The sequence below is a fragment of the Paraglaciecola sp. genome, assembly GCF_051252315.1.
In the GTDB taxonomy this organism is placed as follows: domain Bacteria; phylum Pseudomonadota; class Gammaproteobacteria; order Enterobacterales; family Alteromonadaceae; genus Paraglaciecola.
In genome coordinates this window covers 1-15,882 of the sequence record NZ_JBPOFP010000025.1, presented here as the reverse complement: position 1 = coordinate 15,882, position 15,882 = coordinate 1, and the positions used below count along the sequence as shown (strand labels likewise).

At 39.3% G+C, this 15,882-nt stretch carries 13 protein-coding genes; 9 read left to right on the top strand and 4 right to left on the bottom strand.

The window, feature by feature from the left end:
- Positions 1-116: 116 nt before the first annotated feature.
- The gene (locus tag ACSHXM_RS06915; protein WP_435688016.1) at positions 117-803 is read left to right on the top strand and encodes a hypothetical protein; all 687 of its coding nucleotides are present in this window, start codon (positions 117-119) and stop codon (positions 801-803) included.
- An 88-nt stretch (positions 804-891) separates the two neighbouring features.
- Here the strand turns inward: ACSHXM_RS06915 and ACSHXM_RS06910 are convergent, their stop codons facing one another.
- Together ACSHXM_RS06910 and ACSHXM_RS06905 are read right to left on the bottom strand one after the other, a co-directional pair.
- The gene (locus ACSHXM_RS06910; RefSeq protein ID WP_435688015.1) at positions 892-2,244 is read right to left on the bottom strand and encodes a sensor histidine kinase; all 1,353 of its coding nucleotides are present in this window, start codon (positions 2,242-2,244) and stop codon (positions 892-894) included.
- Positions 2,234-3,700 carry a sigma-54-dependent transcriptional regulator gene (locus ACSHXM_RS06905; RefSeq protein ID WP_435688014.1) on the bottom strand — a complete coding sequence of 489 codons (1,467 nt, stop codon included), beginning with the start codon at positions 3,698-3,700 and terminating at the stop codon, positions 2,234-2,236. The genes ACSHXM_RS06910 and ACSHXM_RS06905 overlap by 11 nt, the downstream gene beginning before the upstream one ends.
- Positions 3,701-3,847: 147 nt before the next feature.
- Between ACSHXM_RS06905 and ACSHXM_RS06900 the strand changes: the two genes are divergently transcribed.
- The 7 genes from ACSHXM_RS06900 to ACSHXM_RS06870 all read left to right on the top strand — a co-directional run bounded on the left by ACSHXM_RS06900 (position 3,848) and on the right by ACSHXM_RS06870 (position 13,184).
- Entirely contained in the window at positions 3,848-5,170 is a 1,323-nt protein-coding gene (locus tag ACSHXM_RS06900) for an efflux RND transporter periplasmic adaptor subunit (protein ID WP_435688013.1), read from the top strand.
- 70 nt (positions 5,171-5,240) lie between these two features.
- Positions 5,241-5,921, top strand: a complete 681-nt coding sequence (locus ACSHXM_RS06895; RefSeq protein WP_435688012.1) for an ABC transporter ATP-binding protein — start codon at positions 5,241-5,243, stop codon at positions 5,919-5,921.
- A gap of 27 nt (positions 5,922-5,948) precedes the next feature.
- A complete protein-coding gene (locus tag ACSHXM_RS06890; protein WP_435688011.1) occupies positions 5,949-8,462 on the top strand; it encodes an ABC transporter permease in 2,514 nt (837 codons plus the stop codon).
- A 218-nt stretch (positions 8,463-8,680) separates the two neighbouring features.
- Positions 8,681-9,094, top strand: coding sequence for an MAPEG family protein (locus tag ACSHXM_RS06885; protein ID WP_435688010.1), 414 nt, complete (start codon positions 8,681-8,683; stop codon positions 9,092-9,094).
- Between the two features lie 146 nt (positions 9,095-9,240).
- Entirely contained in the window at positions 9,241-10,500 is a 1,260-nt protein-coding gene (locus ACSHXM_RS06880) for a DUF418 domain-containing protein (RefSeq protein WP_435688009.1), read from the top strand.
- A gap of 63 nt (positions 10,501-10,563) precedes the next feature.
- Complete coding sequence (locus ACSHXM_RS06875; protein ID WP_435688008.1) at positions 10,564-12,405, top strand: ABC transporter ATP-binding protein; 1,842 nt, start codon at positions 10,564-10,566, stop codon at positions 12,403-12,405.
- 98 nt (positions 12,406-12,503) lie between these two features.
- Entirely contained in the window at positions 12,504-13,184 is a 681-nt protein-coding gene (locus tag ACSHXM_RS06870) for an RluA family pseudouridine synthase (RefSeq protein ID WP_435688007.1), read from the top strand.
- On the opposite strand, the gene ACSHXM_RS06865 is transcribed toward ACSHXM_RS06870, so the two are convergent.
- Complete coding sequence (locus tag ACSHXM_RS06865) at positions 13,176-13,973, bottom strand: MerR family transcriptional regulator (RefSeq protein WP_435688006.1); 798 nt, start codon at positions 13,971-13,973, stop codon at positions 13,176-13,178. The genes ACSHXM_RS06870 and ACSHXM_RS06865 overlap by 9 nt on opposite strands.
- Positions 13,974-14,298: 325 nt before the next feature.
- On the opposite strand from ACSHXM_RS06865, the gene ACSHXM_RS06860 reads away from it, so the two are divergent.
- Complete coding sequence (locus ACSHXM_RS06860; protein ID WP_435688005.1) at positions 14,299-14,994, top strand: hypothetical protein; 696 nt, start codon at positions 14,299-14,301, stop codon at positions 14,992-14,994.
- Here ACSHXM_RS06860 and ACSHXM_RS06855 read toward each other — a convergent pair.
- Complete coding sequence (locus ACSHXM_RS06855) at positions 14,978-15,682, bottom strand: DUF445 domain-containing protein (protein ID WP_435688004.1); 705 nt, start codon at positions 15,680-15,682, stop codon at positions 14,978-14,980. The two genes, ACSHXM_RS06860 and ACSHXM_RS06855, sit on opposite strands and share 17 nt — an antisense overlap.
- Positions 15,683-15,882 lie beyond the last annotated feature (200 nt).

Genomic DNA, 15,882 nt, shown 5'->3' with positions numbered 1-15,882 from the left:
TATTTTACACTTTTTTTATAACTAATTTTTTTCGTTAATAAAATCAATTGCTTATTATCGGGCTTAATATTTGCTTCAAGCCTGAATGTTGAAATTATTTATAAAAAGGAAAAGTTTTGAATAAATCACTCAAATTAAAAAGTATTTTAATCACCATTGGCCTAACCATGTTTGCATTAAACAGTCATGCAGTGTTGATTAAAGGCGTAGAATTCCCACAAGGTGACATCTCTTTTGCAGATGCTGTATTTGATTATTCTCCAGTCATCAATTCGGGGGAACCGACTATTCCTCACCAAAATTTTAATAGTGCGCTAGGCCTTCCTGATTACTCAAGCGGTAGTTCGTGTAACACCATTGCTGATGATGCAATTGATGCGGAAAATTGTTCATTTGTGTCATTAGGTGATGGTGGATCTATTACTCTTCAATTTATCAATAATGTACTCACAGGAAGTGATAGTGATGCTTTAGATCTATGGATTTTCGAAATTGGACCTGATGTTGAAGATACCTTTGTTGATATCAGTGTGGATGGAAATATTTGGCATTCAGTGGGGGCAGTAGGTGGTTCTACGTCAGGTATTGATATTGATGCATATGGATTTACCTCTGCAGACTCGTTTTCTTTTGTTAGGTTAACAGATAACGCCAGTGAGGGTGGGCAATCTGGTGCTACGGTGGGAGCGGATATTGACGCTGTAGGTGCTATTAGTACTCGCCGAGTGGATGTTAATACTCCTTCTACTATAGGGTTAATGCTTCTTTCATTGTTTTTTGTCTTGAGAAGAGTACGTAATTAATCATTGTATTGTTGTCGAGTGGTTAGCTTTTTAATAAAGGTAACCACTCTTTTTTATTTATTGGACGTGATTGCACTGCAATTATCTCCTAAAATCGTAAACTAAAGGTCGCTCCACCTTTAGAATTAGTCATATATTTTACATTGCCGTTATGTGCTAACATGATTTGTCTGGTGAGAGCTAAACCGACGCCTGAACCGTTTTGTTTTGTGGTAAAAAATGGCACAAATATTTGTCTAGCAGTTTCATCATTAATACCCGTGCCATTGTCCGACACCTCTATTACAACATGCCCTCTAGGGTTCAAAAATGCGCTAATACCTACTTGAGCTTGAGGCTTATTTAACAAAGCTTGTTCTGCGTTTTTTAACAGGTTGAGTAATACTTGAGTCAACATATCTGCGTCTGCGCTTACTTCTAATTCACTTGGGCTGAGTTGAACATCAAGCTTTATATTTTTCGATTTCCAGTCTTGGCTGGCTAAAGTGGTGACGTGATCAATTAACGTTTTTAACCGAATGTTTGTTTTATTGGCGGTAGGTAATTGAGTAAGTTTACGATAACTGCCAACAAACTGGATCAGGCCATCACTGCGTCTTGCTACTGTATTTACAGCGTCGCTTATATCTTGCAGGTCTTCAGCTAACTCTGGTTGATTTTTGGTTTTAAGCTCAGTATTTTTGACTAAACTGACAGCGGTATTTGCCAACGACGCGACTGGGGTAATACTGTTCATGATCTCGTGAGTTAATACTTTAACCAAATCTTGCCAAGCCTGAAGTTGAGCGCCATCCAATTCGTTTTGAATGTCTTGCATACTGACTAAGGTTTCTTGATTATCTGGTAAGGTTATCTTGGTTGCGGATAAACTTAATTGATACTGCATACCATCTATTGCAAAGTTAACTAAACGCCTTTCTCCTGGTTTTATTTTAGATAAATGTTCTGCAAATTCTTGTCCAAAGGACTGTAAGTCGGTTAGTTTAGTCACATGATTAGCACCAAATAACTTGCGAGCTGCATGGTTCCAAAGGGTTAAATTACCATTCGACTGGATACTGATGAGTGGCACAGGTACATGTTCGACTATGGCTTTAAGGTGCCTTTGTTGAGATTCTTGTTTAGTTCTTTGCTGGTTGAAACGCTCAAGTATTTCCGCAAAGGCATTACCTAATTCTCCGAACCCTGAACCTAAAGTGTCCATATCGAATCGTTGGGCAAAATCTGCGTAACGAATAGCGTCTAAAAAGCGGGTTAATTCTTGATTTGTCTTGGTTACAAAACTAATCAATAAATAACATTGGATAAGCAATACAGCTACAGCGACTATGCAAGTTACATGGTAACCAGAAGCCGAAACTAAATAGGTTAAAATCACTAAGTTGAGAATGATTAAGCCTGTTCTTAAGGCTATAAGAATCGAAAATCGTTTAAAGTCCATGTTTTTCCATCCTCCTATATAAAGTCGCACGGGTTAAACCTAATGCTTTGGCTGCATGACTAATATTGTATCGATACTTTTTCAGCACTGTCTCAATTGTGGACTTTTCTAGCTGGTCTAAATTGAATGTTTGTGAAGCGTTATTTGTGTCAGCTAAGGTCGATTCTGCTTTGTGAGTTTGCTCAGGTATAGACTGGGTTGTAGTCACAGTTTGTTGATTAAGTTGTAAGTCTTGAGCCGTTAATTGTTCGGTGCTACTTAATATCACAGCCCGCTCCATAGCATGCCTTAATGCTCTCACATTGCCAGGCCAAGTATAATTTAGCATGGCATTAAGGGCATCAGTGTTAATCGAACTGATCTGCTTATTGTATTTTTTGTTGTATAACGTTAAATAGTGCTCAGCTATAAGCGGTATGTCTTCTGGTCGTTCTCGCAAAGCAGGTAAGTTAATTTCAACGGTATTGAGTCTGAACAATAAATCTTGACGAAAGTGACTCTCATCAGCCAACAATATTTTACTCGCATTGGTGGCGGTGATGACCCTCACATCGATATTAATTGGCTTATTACTGCCTAAAGGTGTAATGGTTCTTTGCTCTAGCACAGTGAGTAGTTTTGTTTGTAAATGTAATGGCAGGTTGCCTATTTCATCTAAAAACAATGTGCCTCCATTTGCCGCTTGAAAACGCCCAACTCGCTCTTGAGCGGCACCAGTAAAGGCGCCTTTTTTATGGCCGAATAACTCACTTTCAAATAATGTTTCAGACATAGCGCCCAAATCAACAGACATAAACACACTATCTGCTCGTAAACTTTGAGCATGTAAGGCTCTGGCTACTAGCTCTTTACCGGTTCCGTTTTCTCCCAAAATTAGCACGTTAGCGTCTGTCGGAGCACATTTTTCGATGAGAGAGTTCAGACCCATCATCACATCAGATTGCGCTAACATGACTTGTTGTTGGTTGTTATTGGTTTCTTTCGCTAGAAGTTTATTGGTTTGCCTTAAGCCTGACACTTGGTTACGGGTTTTGCCTAACAAAACGGCTGTGGTTAGAGTGGCAACCAGTTTTTCATTTTGCCAAGGTTTGGTCACAAAATCCGTTGCGCCGAGTTTCATCGCCTCTACGGCTACATCTATTCCACCGTGGGCAGTAATCATTACCACAACCATTTGTGGGCTGATATCTAGTACTTTCTTAAGCCAGTTGTACCCTTGACTTCCTGAGCTTTCACCTGGGCTGAAATTCATGTCTAACATCACTGCATCAAACTGATTTTTTAGCAATAAATCAGGAATGTTATCCGGAGAGTTACAGATAGTGATTTGGCTAAAGTGTTGTTTTAGTAACAGTTTCGCCGCTGTCAGAATGTCGTAGTCATCATCTACAACCAGTATATGCCCTTCAGTTGTCATACGTTTTTCACCTAAACCCAAGTGTTGAATATCGTACACCTAGTGTTCATTTTCGTACAGTTTAATTGTTGTTAAATACGTTGGATGTAATAAAGTCTAATAAAAACAGTAAGATAAAAGTTGGAACGATACTTGTAATACTGTTTTATAAATAACAGCCATTCTTACATTTATAAGGTAGTGACATTGAAACCGACCAATACAGATAAATTACAAGCGGTAGAAAACAAAGGTGTCGCTTCACTTTCCAAAGGCGCTGTATCGGGAGCGGGCATGGATCGTAAAGTCGCAACCAAAAACAATCCTTTTAAAAAGTTTGTTTGGCCTATTTTATTGGTGCTATTAGTTCTTGCAGGTTATTGGTTTATTAATCAACAAGGCGGAAAAGCATTATTTGTTGACTCTGAACGTATTGCTATTTCTAAGGTGCAATTAGGCACATTTGAAGATTTCATTCCAGTTCGAGGTCGTATCACTCCAGCAAAAACAGTGTATTTGGATGCAGTAGAAGGTGGCCGAGTTGAACGTATATTAGTGGAAGATGGCACAGCACTCGATGCTGGTGATTTAATCGTAGAGTTATCAAATGCGTCTTTACAATTAAGTGTGCTTGGCAATGAAGCTAGGGTAGCAGAACAGCTAAACAATATGCGTTCTATTGAATTAAGTTTAGAACAAAATAGATTGCAGCATAAACGTAATTTAGTAGACATCAGATATCAAATCAAACTGTTAACACGTCAATTGGCAAGAGAGCAGGCCTTAGTTGAAACCGGTGCCGTAAGTCAGTCTGCATTTGATGATACTCGCGATACATTAGCTTGGTATCAAAGTCGTTTGGATCTGACCTTAGAAAGTCAACAATCTGATACTAAAATGCAATCGGAACAACTGACATTTCTAAAAAGTACTACCAAAAGATTGGAAGGTAACTTAGCTATTTCTAGACAAAATTTGGACAATATGAATGTCAGAGCACCAGTGCAAGGCACGTTATCTGGATTCAATATTGAAGTGGGGCAAAGTATAGGTAAAGGTGAACGTTTAGGACAAATAGACACGCCCAATGATTATAAAGTCACCGCCTATATTGACGAGTTTTATTTAGGACGAGTAGACATAGGTCAAAGTGCTTCCTTTCAAGATTACGCGTTAACGGTTTCAAAAATATATCCTCAGGTGCAAAACGGCCAGTTTGAAGTGGATTTCAAATTTGTAGAACAGCAACCTAAAGACATACGTCGTGGCCAAACTATTCAAACCAAGTTGACCTTAGGCGATGCAAGCCAAGCTTTACTCATCCCTAATGGCGCATTTTATCAAGATACAGGTGGCAACTGGTTATTTGTTGTCACTCAAGAGGGTAATCAAGCTGTGAAGCGAAATGTGAGATTGGGAAGACGAAATAGTCGATTTATTGAAGTGATTGAGGGATTAGATGAAGGCGAACAAGTGATCACCAGTCCTTATTCCAGTTACCAAGATATGACAGTGCTTAAGTTGAACTAAGTCACACAAATTAAACTAGCTCATACAATTAAATTAAAAATAAAGAATAGAATTTAAAAGGAATATAAAAATGTTGAAATTGCATAACTTATCAAGAGTTTATCGTACAGATGATGTTGAAACAGTAGCCTTAAATAACGTCAATATCGAAATTGGCCGTGGCGAATTTGTCGCCATTATGGGGCCATCGGGTTGTGGAAAATCTACCTTGTTAAACCTTATTGGAATGTTGGATTCGCCAAGTGACGGGCAATACTATTTTAATGAAGAAGAAACCTCTGGATATTCAGAAAAACAACTCGCGGTCATTCGTAAACATAATATTGGGTTTATTTTTCAAAACTTTAATTTGATTGAAGAATTGACCGTTGCCGAGAACATTGAGCTGGCCTTGTTATATCACAAGATCCCAGTACAAGAACGCAAAGAAAAAGTAGCTGAGGTAATGGACATGGTAGGTATTGCCCATCGCTCAAAACATATGCCTAGTCAATTGTCTGGAGGGCAACAACAAAGGGTTGCTGTGGCAAGAGCGGTTGTAGGTAACCAAGGATTAATTTTGGCTGATGAACCGACGGGTAATTTAGATAGTGCTCATGGTCATGAAGTGATGGAAATGTTGCGTTCTTTAAATAATAGCGGCACTACGATTGTCATGGTGACACACAGCCCTGCTCATGCAGATTTTGCTAATCGCACCATCAATTTATTTGATGGAAAAGTTGTCACTGAAAGTGTTAGAGCGGCATAAGAGCTAGGTTAATGACGAGACAAAATTATGTTTAAAAATTATTTGATAACAGCGTGGCGCAACATTATTAAAAATGGCATGTTTTCAGCCATTAACATTGTTGGTTTGGCTTTAGGTTTGATGAGCTGCATTTTAATTATGCTGTTTGTTCGAGAAGAAACGGGGTTTGACCAATGGCTACCCGATAGTGAACGTATTGTGCGTATGCATTCGGCTTATTATGTCGCTGGCAATCCGCCATTTGAAACAGTGCGCTCTGCTGGCAACATGATGGAAGCAGTACGGGATTATGCAACCAATGAAGTGGAAGAGGGGGTTAGATTAATCCACTTTGGGGCCACAATACGAAAAGATGAGTCAGCACTGGCGGAACAAATAGTTTTGGCTGATGGCAGTTTTTTTAATGTTTTTGACTTACCGTTTGTGCATGGCTCGGCTGAGGCCTCTTTCAAAAAACCTTATGATTTGGTCATTACAGAAGACATTGCGATTAAATACTTTGGTAAAACCGATGTAGTGGGTGAAATCATGACAGTGTGTTGTGTTGGCCCTCAACCATCACCAGTACCCGTTACAGGTGTGATTAAAAACCTACCAGACGAAACACATCTAGAGCTCGGATTATTAGCCTTTATAGATCCTAAAATCGTTGAGAATAATCCCGGCTTAAATACTTGGACCAGCGTTAACGTATATACCTATTTTAAAATGCGAGCGGGTATCAAAATAGAGCAGCTGCAAGAACGACTCACCTATTGGGTGAATAATGAAAGCCCATTATTAGACATGTACTTAAAAAATGTTGGCGAGCTTGCACCAGGAGCTAACGTTAGCGACAACATGCAACATAAATTAATGCACCTTGAAGATTTACACTTAAAAGCCAAACAAGATGCTGGAAACATGGGCGATTTAACACCCATGGGTGATCACAATCTGATTGTAACTTTTACCATAGTGGCAGCTTTGATTTTGCTCATTGCATGTATCAACTTTATGAATCTATCTACGGCTAGAGTCAGCCATAGATCGAAAGAAGTGGCAATGCGGAAAGTGTTAGGCGCAAGTCGATCTCAAGTGGTTGTGCAGTTTTTAAGTGAGGCAGTCGCCTTGGTTTTTATATCTTTAATCTTAGCTTTAATGTTAGTGGAGCTAGTACTGCCGTTGTATAACCTCGCCTTAGGTCGACAACTAGAGTTAGAGCTGTTCTCTGATTTGACCTTGTTAGTGGGACTTTTGGTTATTGGTGTGTTGATTGGTCTGGGCGCTGGAATATACCCTGCTATGTTTTTGTCACGTTTTTTGCCGGCAGATTTACTGCGATCGAGTAAAGGGGCTGAGTCTTCAAATGCTTCCCACCTAAGAACTGGATTAGTTATTGTTCAATTTGCTACTTCAATAGCTTTAGTAGTTTGCACTGCGGTGATTTACGCACAAACAATGTTCGCGCAATCAGTTGACGTAGGTTACGTCAGCGACGATAAACTCGTACTTAGTGTTGGCAGAGCGGGAGATAACCGTGACCGTTTAAGGCATGAGTTGTTAACACTACCCGAGATTACTTCAGTGGTATTTTCGTCTGAAACGCCTACTCAAGATAACGAAAACAACAATACATTTACCTTAATCGATGGTGAACATGTTACAGGTGAAAACCCTTCTATATTGCTCAACTATCATGATACAGGTTACGGTTTTTTCGAAGCATATGGGGTTACCCCTTTAGCTGGTCGTTTGTTTGATGAAAAATATGGCAGTGACATGATCCAATTTGAGGGTCGTCAAGAAGGCGAAAAAGGCCGTGCTAGCGTGATCTTAAATCAAACCGCTATTGATAAATATGGTTTTAGTTCACCAGAACAAGCAATAGGAAAAACCTTAGATACTGCCATGGGTAATGGCAATTTAATGACCATTGTTGGAGTGGTACCTGACATATATTTTCGTTCCATTAAGTTTGGGGTACGTGCTACCGCTTATACGCTAAATCCTAATCGATTACGTGTAGCAAGTTTGTCTTTTAAAACCCAAGATGTTGGCGACTTGATGAAAAAAGTAGAAGATGTCTGGAAAACCACAGTGCCTATGCAACCCATTGATTTGCAGTTTTTAGACCAAATGATGAAGGCACAATATGCCGAAGAAGATATTCAGGTCAAAATGTTCTCTGCTTTTTCAATATTAACCATTGTTATTGCATGTCTCGGTCTATATGGGTTGGCAGCCTATACCACTGAACGTCGTATTCGCGAAATTGGTATTCGTAAGGTAATGGGAGCCAGCATTAGAGATGTAGTTACCTTATTAGTGTGGCAATTCTCCAAACCAGTGTTAATCGCTAATGTGGTTGCTTGGCCTATTGCTATTTATGTGATGTTAACTTGGTTGGAGTCGTTTTCCTATCGGATTAGCACTGGCTGGTTATTGCCAATTTGTATTGCGGTCGGAGGAAGCTTGTTATTAATGGCATGGGTTACTGTAGGTGGCAATGCCGCCCAAGTGGCCCGAGCTAATCCAATTAAGGCTCTAAGACAGGAGTAATAATTTACAAACTCTGACAAATGCAAAAACTCAGTGCGCAGACATAGTTCGCAGACACAGTGCACTGAGTTTTATTTGTTTATTTCAACGTCTTGATAAACATTCAGTTTTTTAACTTCTAACCTCTAACTTCTAAAAGCAGATGCACAAAACCCATAGACGGATTCATTATCCTAGTTGTACACTGGCTTAACTGTTTTTATTAGGGTTGATAAATTATGAACGCGACTATTATTGCTGTTTTGGGTTATATAGGATTATTAGTATTTTGGCTGGTGTTTTTAGGGGCTTATCGTACCTCATTGGTTTTAAACAAGAGTATGGCTCCTAACAAGTTTAAATCTGATGGGTCTAATGTGCCTGCTCTAGGGCAACGTTTAACACGGGTTCAAGCAAATGCGGTGGAGAGTTTTCCCTTTACCTGTGGTGTGATGATACTTGCTCTAGCCACTAATTCCTCAAACATTACTGATGGGTTAGCCTTATGGTTGTTAGCCGCCCGTTGTGGCCAAGCTTTAACTCATATTCTTTCTACTAGTGTGCTCGCGGTGCAAATTCGTTTCGCATTTTTCATCGCACAAGTAGGCATAAGTGTGTATTGGTTGGTGATGTTAGGCACTAAGTTTATCTAAGACTTTGCTGGTGTAGGTGAGGGGGATAGGACTGGTTGTAGGAATAGATTTACATTTTCTAACATTTTTAAAAATGATTGTTACAACACTTCAATGGGCAAGTCGCTAGACTTGCCCTTCTATTTTGTAAAAGGATTTAATTTCAAATGGAACACCCAGAAAAAGAACGTTTTGAGTCCATTGACGCCCTGCGAGGTTTTGCCTTATTGGGCTTGTTAACCATGAACTTTTTGACCTTTTCCATGCCATTTTCAGCCTATATCAATCCGTTGGCTTACATGCCCGATGCTAGTTTAAATATGACGATATTTAGTTTGACTCATGTTTTTGCAGATCAGAAATTTATGGGCATATTTTCTTTATTATTTGGCGCCAGTGTTTTACTTGTCATTCAGAGTGCACAGCGAAAAGGTCAGACTGGAGCCAAACTGCATTATGTTAGAAATATATGGTTAATCGTATTTGGTTTACTTCATGCTATTTTTTTATGGGACGGCGACATCTTATTTATTTACGGCGTATGCGCACTGTTTGTCTACTTGTTTCGCCACCTGCCTGCCATATTGTTGTTGGTATTGGGTGTGGGAATTTATCTCAGTTCCATACTTTATTTTGTCAACGGAAGTGAAGCGATCGCTAAGTTAGATCAAAATAGTTTTGATTGGTTGATGGGTTATTGGGCGCCGAACAGCGAAGCCATAGCTAAAGAAATAGGCATTTATCAAGGTAGTTATTTGGAGCAGCTGCAAAATCGCTTAGGTACTGATGAAAGTGAAGAAAATGCTGGGCAAGACTTGTTTATGTTAGGACTATTATTAGATGGTTTTAGCCGCTCTTTTGGCATGATGTTGATTGGTATGGCTGCCTATAAAACGGGTGTTTTGACAGGGAAAAAGTCAGAAAGGTTTTATCGCATAATGAGTATCCTTGGATTGGTTGTGGGTACGCCGATTGTAAGCTTGGGTTTGTACATGTCATGGGCAAATGGATTCAGTGCCACTTATGGGTTATTTGAGGGGCGCATTCCTAACCACATTGCTAGTTTATTTATGGTAGCTGGTTATGTGGGGGCTATTCATTTGATAGTGCTGAAAAAACAGTTTGTTAAGCTCCAAAGCCATTTAGCTGCAGTAGGTAAACTCGCATTAACTAATTACCTGGCTCAATCTGTGATTGGAAGTGTGGTGTTTTATGGTTGGGGTTTAGGCTTATATGGAGAAGTCAGTCGTGCCCAAGTATTTCTGATTATTCCGGTTGTTTGGCTAGTACAAATTAGTTTTTCAGTATTGTGGTTGCGTTATTTTAACTATGGACCTGTTGAGTGGGTATGGCGTTCACTCACCTATTTTCGTTTGGCTTCCATTAGAAATGTCACAGTCGTTCCTGTAAAAAACCTAGAAAAATAACAACTGTATAGGTTTACATGGGTTATCATATCCACACTGTTTATTGATAGTTATTTATATTTTATGTTTTCATTTTTTGAACGGTTAACCAAACCGTTTCCGGCTGAACACCCAACCCAGCCGCCTAAAACACTGGTCGCTTTTTGTCGTCACTATACTCAAGGTATGTGGCCAGCAATTTTTACTGTGTCTATTTTGGCCGCCAGTATTGCTGCCTTGGAAGTCTCGTTATTTGGGTTTTTGGGCCAGCTGGTGGATTTACTTGCAGCCAGTGATCGCCAAACGTTTCTAGCTGAAAATCAATCACAACTTATTTGGATGGGAATATTAGTGTTGCTGATATTGCCTATTTTGGTGATCACCCAATCTTTGGTGTCTCATCAAAGTTTAATGGGCAATTTTCCAATGAAAATACGTTGGCAAGCCCACAGATACGTGATTGGCCAAAGCCTAGGATATTTTCAAAATGAATTTGCTGGGCGAGTCGCCACTAAAGTCATGCAAACTGCGTTGGCAGTGCGTGAAACGGTAATGAAAACGCTGGATATCATGGTGTATGTCAGTGTGTATTTTGTGAGCATTTTGTTTTTAGTATTCACTGCTGATTGGCGATTAACCGCTCCGCTTATCATTTGGTTTGTGGTGTACTTGTGTATATTGCGAGTGTTGATTCCTAAGTTAAAACGGGTGTCTCAAAAACAAGCTGATGCAAGATCTATGATGACAGGGCGGATCGTAGACAGTTATACCAACATCACTACGGTTAAGTTATTTGCCCACACTAGCCGTGAAGCAGAATATGCCAAAGAAGGCATGTTTGGCTTTTTAAAAAGTGTCTATCCACAAATGCGTTTGGCCACAGTATTGTATGGCTGTGTTTGGTTTAGTAACGCCTTATTGGTGTTTAGTATCAGTGCACTAGCTATTTATTTATGGATGTTAGAACTGGTTACTCCCGGCGAAATCGCCATTACCGTCAGTCTATGTTTACGTTTAAATGGAATGTCACAATGGGTCATGTGGGAAGTGTCTTCGTTATTTGAAAATATAGGTACCGTGCAAGATGGCATCAATAGTTTATCGGTACCTGTTGAAGTCAAAGATCATCCACAAGCCAAGGCGTTAACTATGCAAGGTGGAGGGATTCATTTTGATAATGTCAATTTTGGTTATCAAGGAGTGGGCGATATACCTATTAGCGTATTTAAGGACCTAGATCTAAAAATAAAACCCGGTGAAAAAGTGGGGTTAGTGGGGCGTTCTGGGGCAGGCAAGTCTACTTTGGTGAATTTATTGCTGCGTTTTTATGATGTGCAAAGTGGCAGTATTAAAATTGACGGACAAGATATTAGCCAGTTAAAGCAAGAATCGTTGCGCGCTAACATTAGTATGGTCACCCAAGATACCTCGTTATTACATCGTTCGGTACGTGACAATATTTTATATGGTCGATTGGAAGCTAGTGAAGAAGACATGCTCAATGCTGCCAAACAAGCCGAATCTCATGAGTTCATTCAAACCCTGTCAGATCTTCAAGGTCGAACAGGTTACGATGCCCATGTAGGAGAGCGTGGTGTCAAACTTTCTGGTGGGCAAAGACAAAGAATCGCTATCGCCAGAGTAATGTTAAAAGATGCGCCTATCCTGATATTGGATGAAGCTACTTCAGCCTTGGACTCAGAAGTCGAAGCCGCTATTCAGCACTGTTTAAATAAAGTTATGGAAAACAAAACCGTATTGGCTATCGCTCATAGGTTGTCGACCATTGCCCAAATGGACCGGTTATTAGTATTAGATAAAGGCAGTATTGTTGAATCTGGCTCTCATGCTGAGTTGTTGGCCAAAGGCGGAATTTACGCTAAATTGTGGGAACATCAAACCGGCGGGTTTATTGGTTTAGAATGATTTGGTTACCAAAGTTTTGGGGCGAAGGCCTTGGTTTAGGATGATTTGGGGTGGAAGGCTTTGATTTGGAAGAAAAGTGTCGATGATGAGTATTGCCTTTGAATAGCCCAATTCAAGATGATTTTGTAGTACCTGTTTGTGCTGAACAAATAGAAATTTTGTTTGAAGACGAACATATTCTGGTGATCAATAAGCCAAGTAAATTACTGAGTTTGTCTGGTAAAAATCCGCTAAATAAAGACTCAGTGCATTTTCGATTAGTGCAAACCTACCCAGAGATCACCTTGGCCCATAGGTTAGACTTTGGTACGTCAGGTGCACTTTTATTGGCAAAAAATAAAGGTATTAACGCACAGCTCACCAAACAATTTCAGAACCGAACCATCACCAAACGATATGAAGCCATCTTAGACGGCCATGTTACTCATGACGAAGGCGTTATTGATTTTCCTATCTCAAAAGATAAAGCAAATTTTCCCCGTTTGAAGATATGCCAACAAACCGGTAAATCAGCCCAGACCCAGTATCGAGTGTTAGAGAGGCTGCATGAACCTAATCGCACTCGGGTGAGTTTCACGCCCATTACTGGCAGGACCCATCAATTAAGAATTCATAGCCAAGCTATTCAACATCCTATTTTAGGTTGTGACTTATATGGCACAGAAACCACGCTTTCGAAGGCTTCTAGGTTGTTGTTACATGCAGTCGCATTGGAATTTGAACATCCCGTGTCTTTAAAGCCCATGCAGATAACCAGCCCTTGTCCTTTTTTATTTTAAGTGAATATATTCTGCTTCATTGTCTTTAAGTGAGTTTTCAGCAAAATAATCCATGGCGTCAAAGTAGTGTTTGGCCATGCCTTTTTGATAGGTTTCATAAATATCGACCACTACCTTGTCTTTTTTTCCTTCTTGGTTAACGATCTTTAGAAATTTGTAGGTGGCTCCTTTAAAATCATCAACCGTTTTGAAGTGCATATTATTTATCATGATGTACGCTTGTTTTGCTAGAGCCTGCACATTTTCATCACTGACGGACAGGTGAGTGACTTTCATATAGTTCTCAGTCCATTCATCAGCGTCTTGTTTAATATCATGAATTTCATCACTAGATACCTTGCCGTACGCTTCGTAAAACTCTTCACCGTTTTCACCTTGTTTGAGTTGTGCTTTCCACTCATCTACTTTCGCCTGTGGTAGGCCTTTTAATATTACATCTAGGTTTTCTTCGCCTTTAGCCATTTTCATAGTTGCCTCAATTCGTTCAATCATTTTGTTGGTGTCTTCTCGACGTTGGATTAGCAGTTGGCGTTGCGTCTGCAAAGCACTTAACAAATCAAAGTTCTCAGAATTTATGATGGCCGAAATTTTATCTAATCGCATATCCATTTGTCGGTAGATGAGAATTTGCTGCAACAGCGCTGCATCGTAACTATTGTAAAAACGATAGCCGTTGCTGCCCCTTTTGGCTTTCAGTAAATTTTTTTCGTCGTAGAGATGCAAAGTACGTACACTTACTCCACTTAATTTACTTAACTGTCCAACGCTGTATTGGTTTTTTTCAGCCATTATTAATTTTGATTACTCATGGTTGTTATTCGCTAACGAAATTATCTTGAAGTATCACCTAAGGTGAGGGTCAACATTTTTTGAACCTAATTTTATCGCTTTGCTTAAAAATAACTTTGGACTCGTGGTTATCAGTTGTTGTTACTTGCCCAGCCGCCTTAAGTCTCGATTTTTAACAGCCTATGGAAATAACCTGTCTTTGTCCATGTTAACCAAAGCTCTAGTATAAGTATGGGCGGGATACTACTTAGGTTTAATATGCAAGGGGAGGGCTTTGTGGCAAGCTTTGCTGTAATACACGGGTGGCAAACTAATCAGGAGTACTATGTCAAAAATACTTGTTCTATTGATTGGGCTATTATCTCTAAATATTATCAAATTAAATGCTCAGGATTATCCTGAAAGCATGACATTTTCTTATGTTAATCATCCCGTTATCGTTAATAAAGTCATTCCACTTATTGAAAAAACTTACCTTAAATTGGATATTAAAACTCGTTTTATCCTGCAACCTTCGTTACGAAATTTGAAAGCGGTTAATAATGAGTTGGTGGATGGGGATGTGGCTTATAGTGACTTATTACTTAAAGGTTATGATGAACTGATAAAGATTAGGCCTAAATTAATGGATAGCGTGTTTGTATTGTTATGCAAACCCTCAATAGTATGTAATCAGCAGGTTTTGTTTGATTCAAAACAAACATTTGCAGCTACCGATAGTTCTAAAAGTGGTCTTGATATTTGGTTTGATAACACTCTTTCGGCTTCGTTTTATGCAATCAATGACTTGTCTGTTATCCCTAAATTGATTTCTGAAAACCGAGTACAATACGGTGTGTATGTATTAGGTAAAGATCAACAAGTGCCTTTTGATGTGCAGAAGTTAAACCTAGCACCTCTTTTTACTACGTCTACTTTTCATACCGTGCATAAAAAGTATGCTTTTATGAAAGATGAAATTGGCCAAGCGTTAGCCATTTCTATGCAAGAAATGGCTAATGAGATTAAACCTGCAAACTAGCTGCTATTAACCCTATCCCCCCCCCAAACACTCCCCCCCAAACGACTAACCAGCCTAGGTGTTCTTTAATCATTTGTTGAATGATATCTTTTACCATTTTAGGTGTTAATTCGTTCAAGCGTTGTTCTACTATATTGCTAATTTTAAGTTGTAAGTCGTCTTGAATTTCAGGTTGAGATAGTTGCTCTTGCATGATGGCCTGAAACTCAGGTTTTTGGCTGATGTCTTGGATAGATTCGCCCATCTTGTCGATAAAAGGTTGGCGAAGTGGCTCAAGGGCTTCAACTCCGCCGAACATGCCTAACATTTGGCCGAATGAGGAAGCTTGAATTACCGCTACCAGTGAATCAAAGGTGGGAGATAGGTCAACTTTTTTAATAATTGGCGCTAAATCTAATTCAAATTTTTGTTGGCCATCTGCCATAAAACGTTGAATATTTTCGGCGGTAAAAAATTGCTGCATGATTAATTTACGAATACCCGCTTTAAAATCTTGAAATTGATTTGGAATGACGCCAGACCCATATAAGCCAGGTACTTTTTCAAACAACATGTGGATTGCTACCCAGTTGGTAATCGCACCAGATAGCGCAAATAAACCTACGGTTTTAATAATTGGGTTTTCTAATATAAATCCACTGGCAACCAATAATATGGCTACTCCATTGGTTAGTATGTTTTTGTTCAAAAGTTTAAATCCGTTGAATAGGTGATCTGGCTGGATTTATAACAAGATTTGGGAGCCTGTCAATATTAAATCGATTTGAAAAAGTTTCTGGTTAATATTTTCTAGTTCATATATTCAAGTGACAAACAAAAAAACGGCCTCAAATGAGGCCGTTTTTTATGGTCGATACATTACCAAAATAAAGTATCCACCTCCATGTT

What these genes read in the sequence shown, in the direction of transcription:
- ACSHXM_RS06910 (WP_435688015.1), bottom strand. Translation starts at nt 2,244, where the DNA reads ATGGACTTTAAACGATTTTCGATTCTTATAGCCTTAAGAACAGGCTTA.
- ACSHXM_RS06895 (WP_435688012.1), top strand. Translation starts at nt 5,241, where the DNA reads ATGTTGAAATTGCATAACTTATCAAGAGTTTATCGTACAGATGATGTT.
- ACSHXM_RS06890 (WP_435688011.1), top strand. Translation starts at nt 5,949, where the DNA reads ATGTTTAAAAATTATTTGATAACAGCGTGGCGCAACATTATTAAAAAT.
- ACSHXM_RS06885 (WP_435688010.1), top strand. Translation starts at nt 8,681, where the DNA reads ATGAACGCGACTATTATTGCTGTTTTGGGTTATATAGGATTATTAGTA.
- ACSHXM_RS06880 (WP_435688009.1), top strand. Translation starts at nt 9,241, where the DNA reads ATGGAACACCCAGAAAAAGAACGTTTTGAGTCCATTGACGCCCTGCGA.
- ACSHXM_RS06875 (WP_435688008.1), top strand. Translation starts at nt 10,564, where the DNA reads ATGTTTTCATTTTTTGAACGGTTAACCAAACCGTTTCCGGCTGAACAC.
- ACSHXM_RS06865 (WP_435688006.1), bottom strand. Translation starts at nt 13,973, where the DNA reads ATGGCTGAAAAAAACCAATACAGCGTTGGACAGTTAAGTAAATTAAGT.
- ACSHXM_RS06860 (WP_435688005.1), top strand. Translation starts at nt 14,299, where the DNA reads ATGTCAAAAATACTTGTTCTATTGATTGGGCTATTATCTCTAAATATT.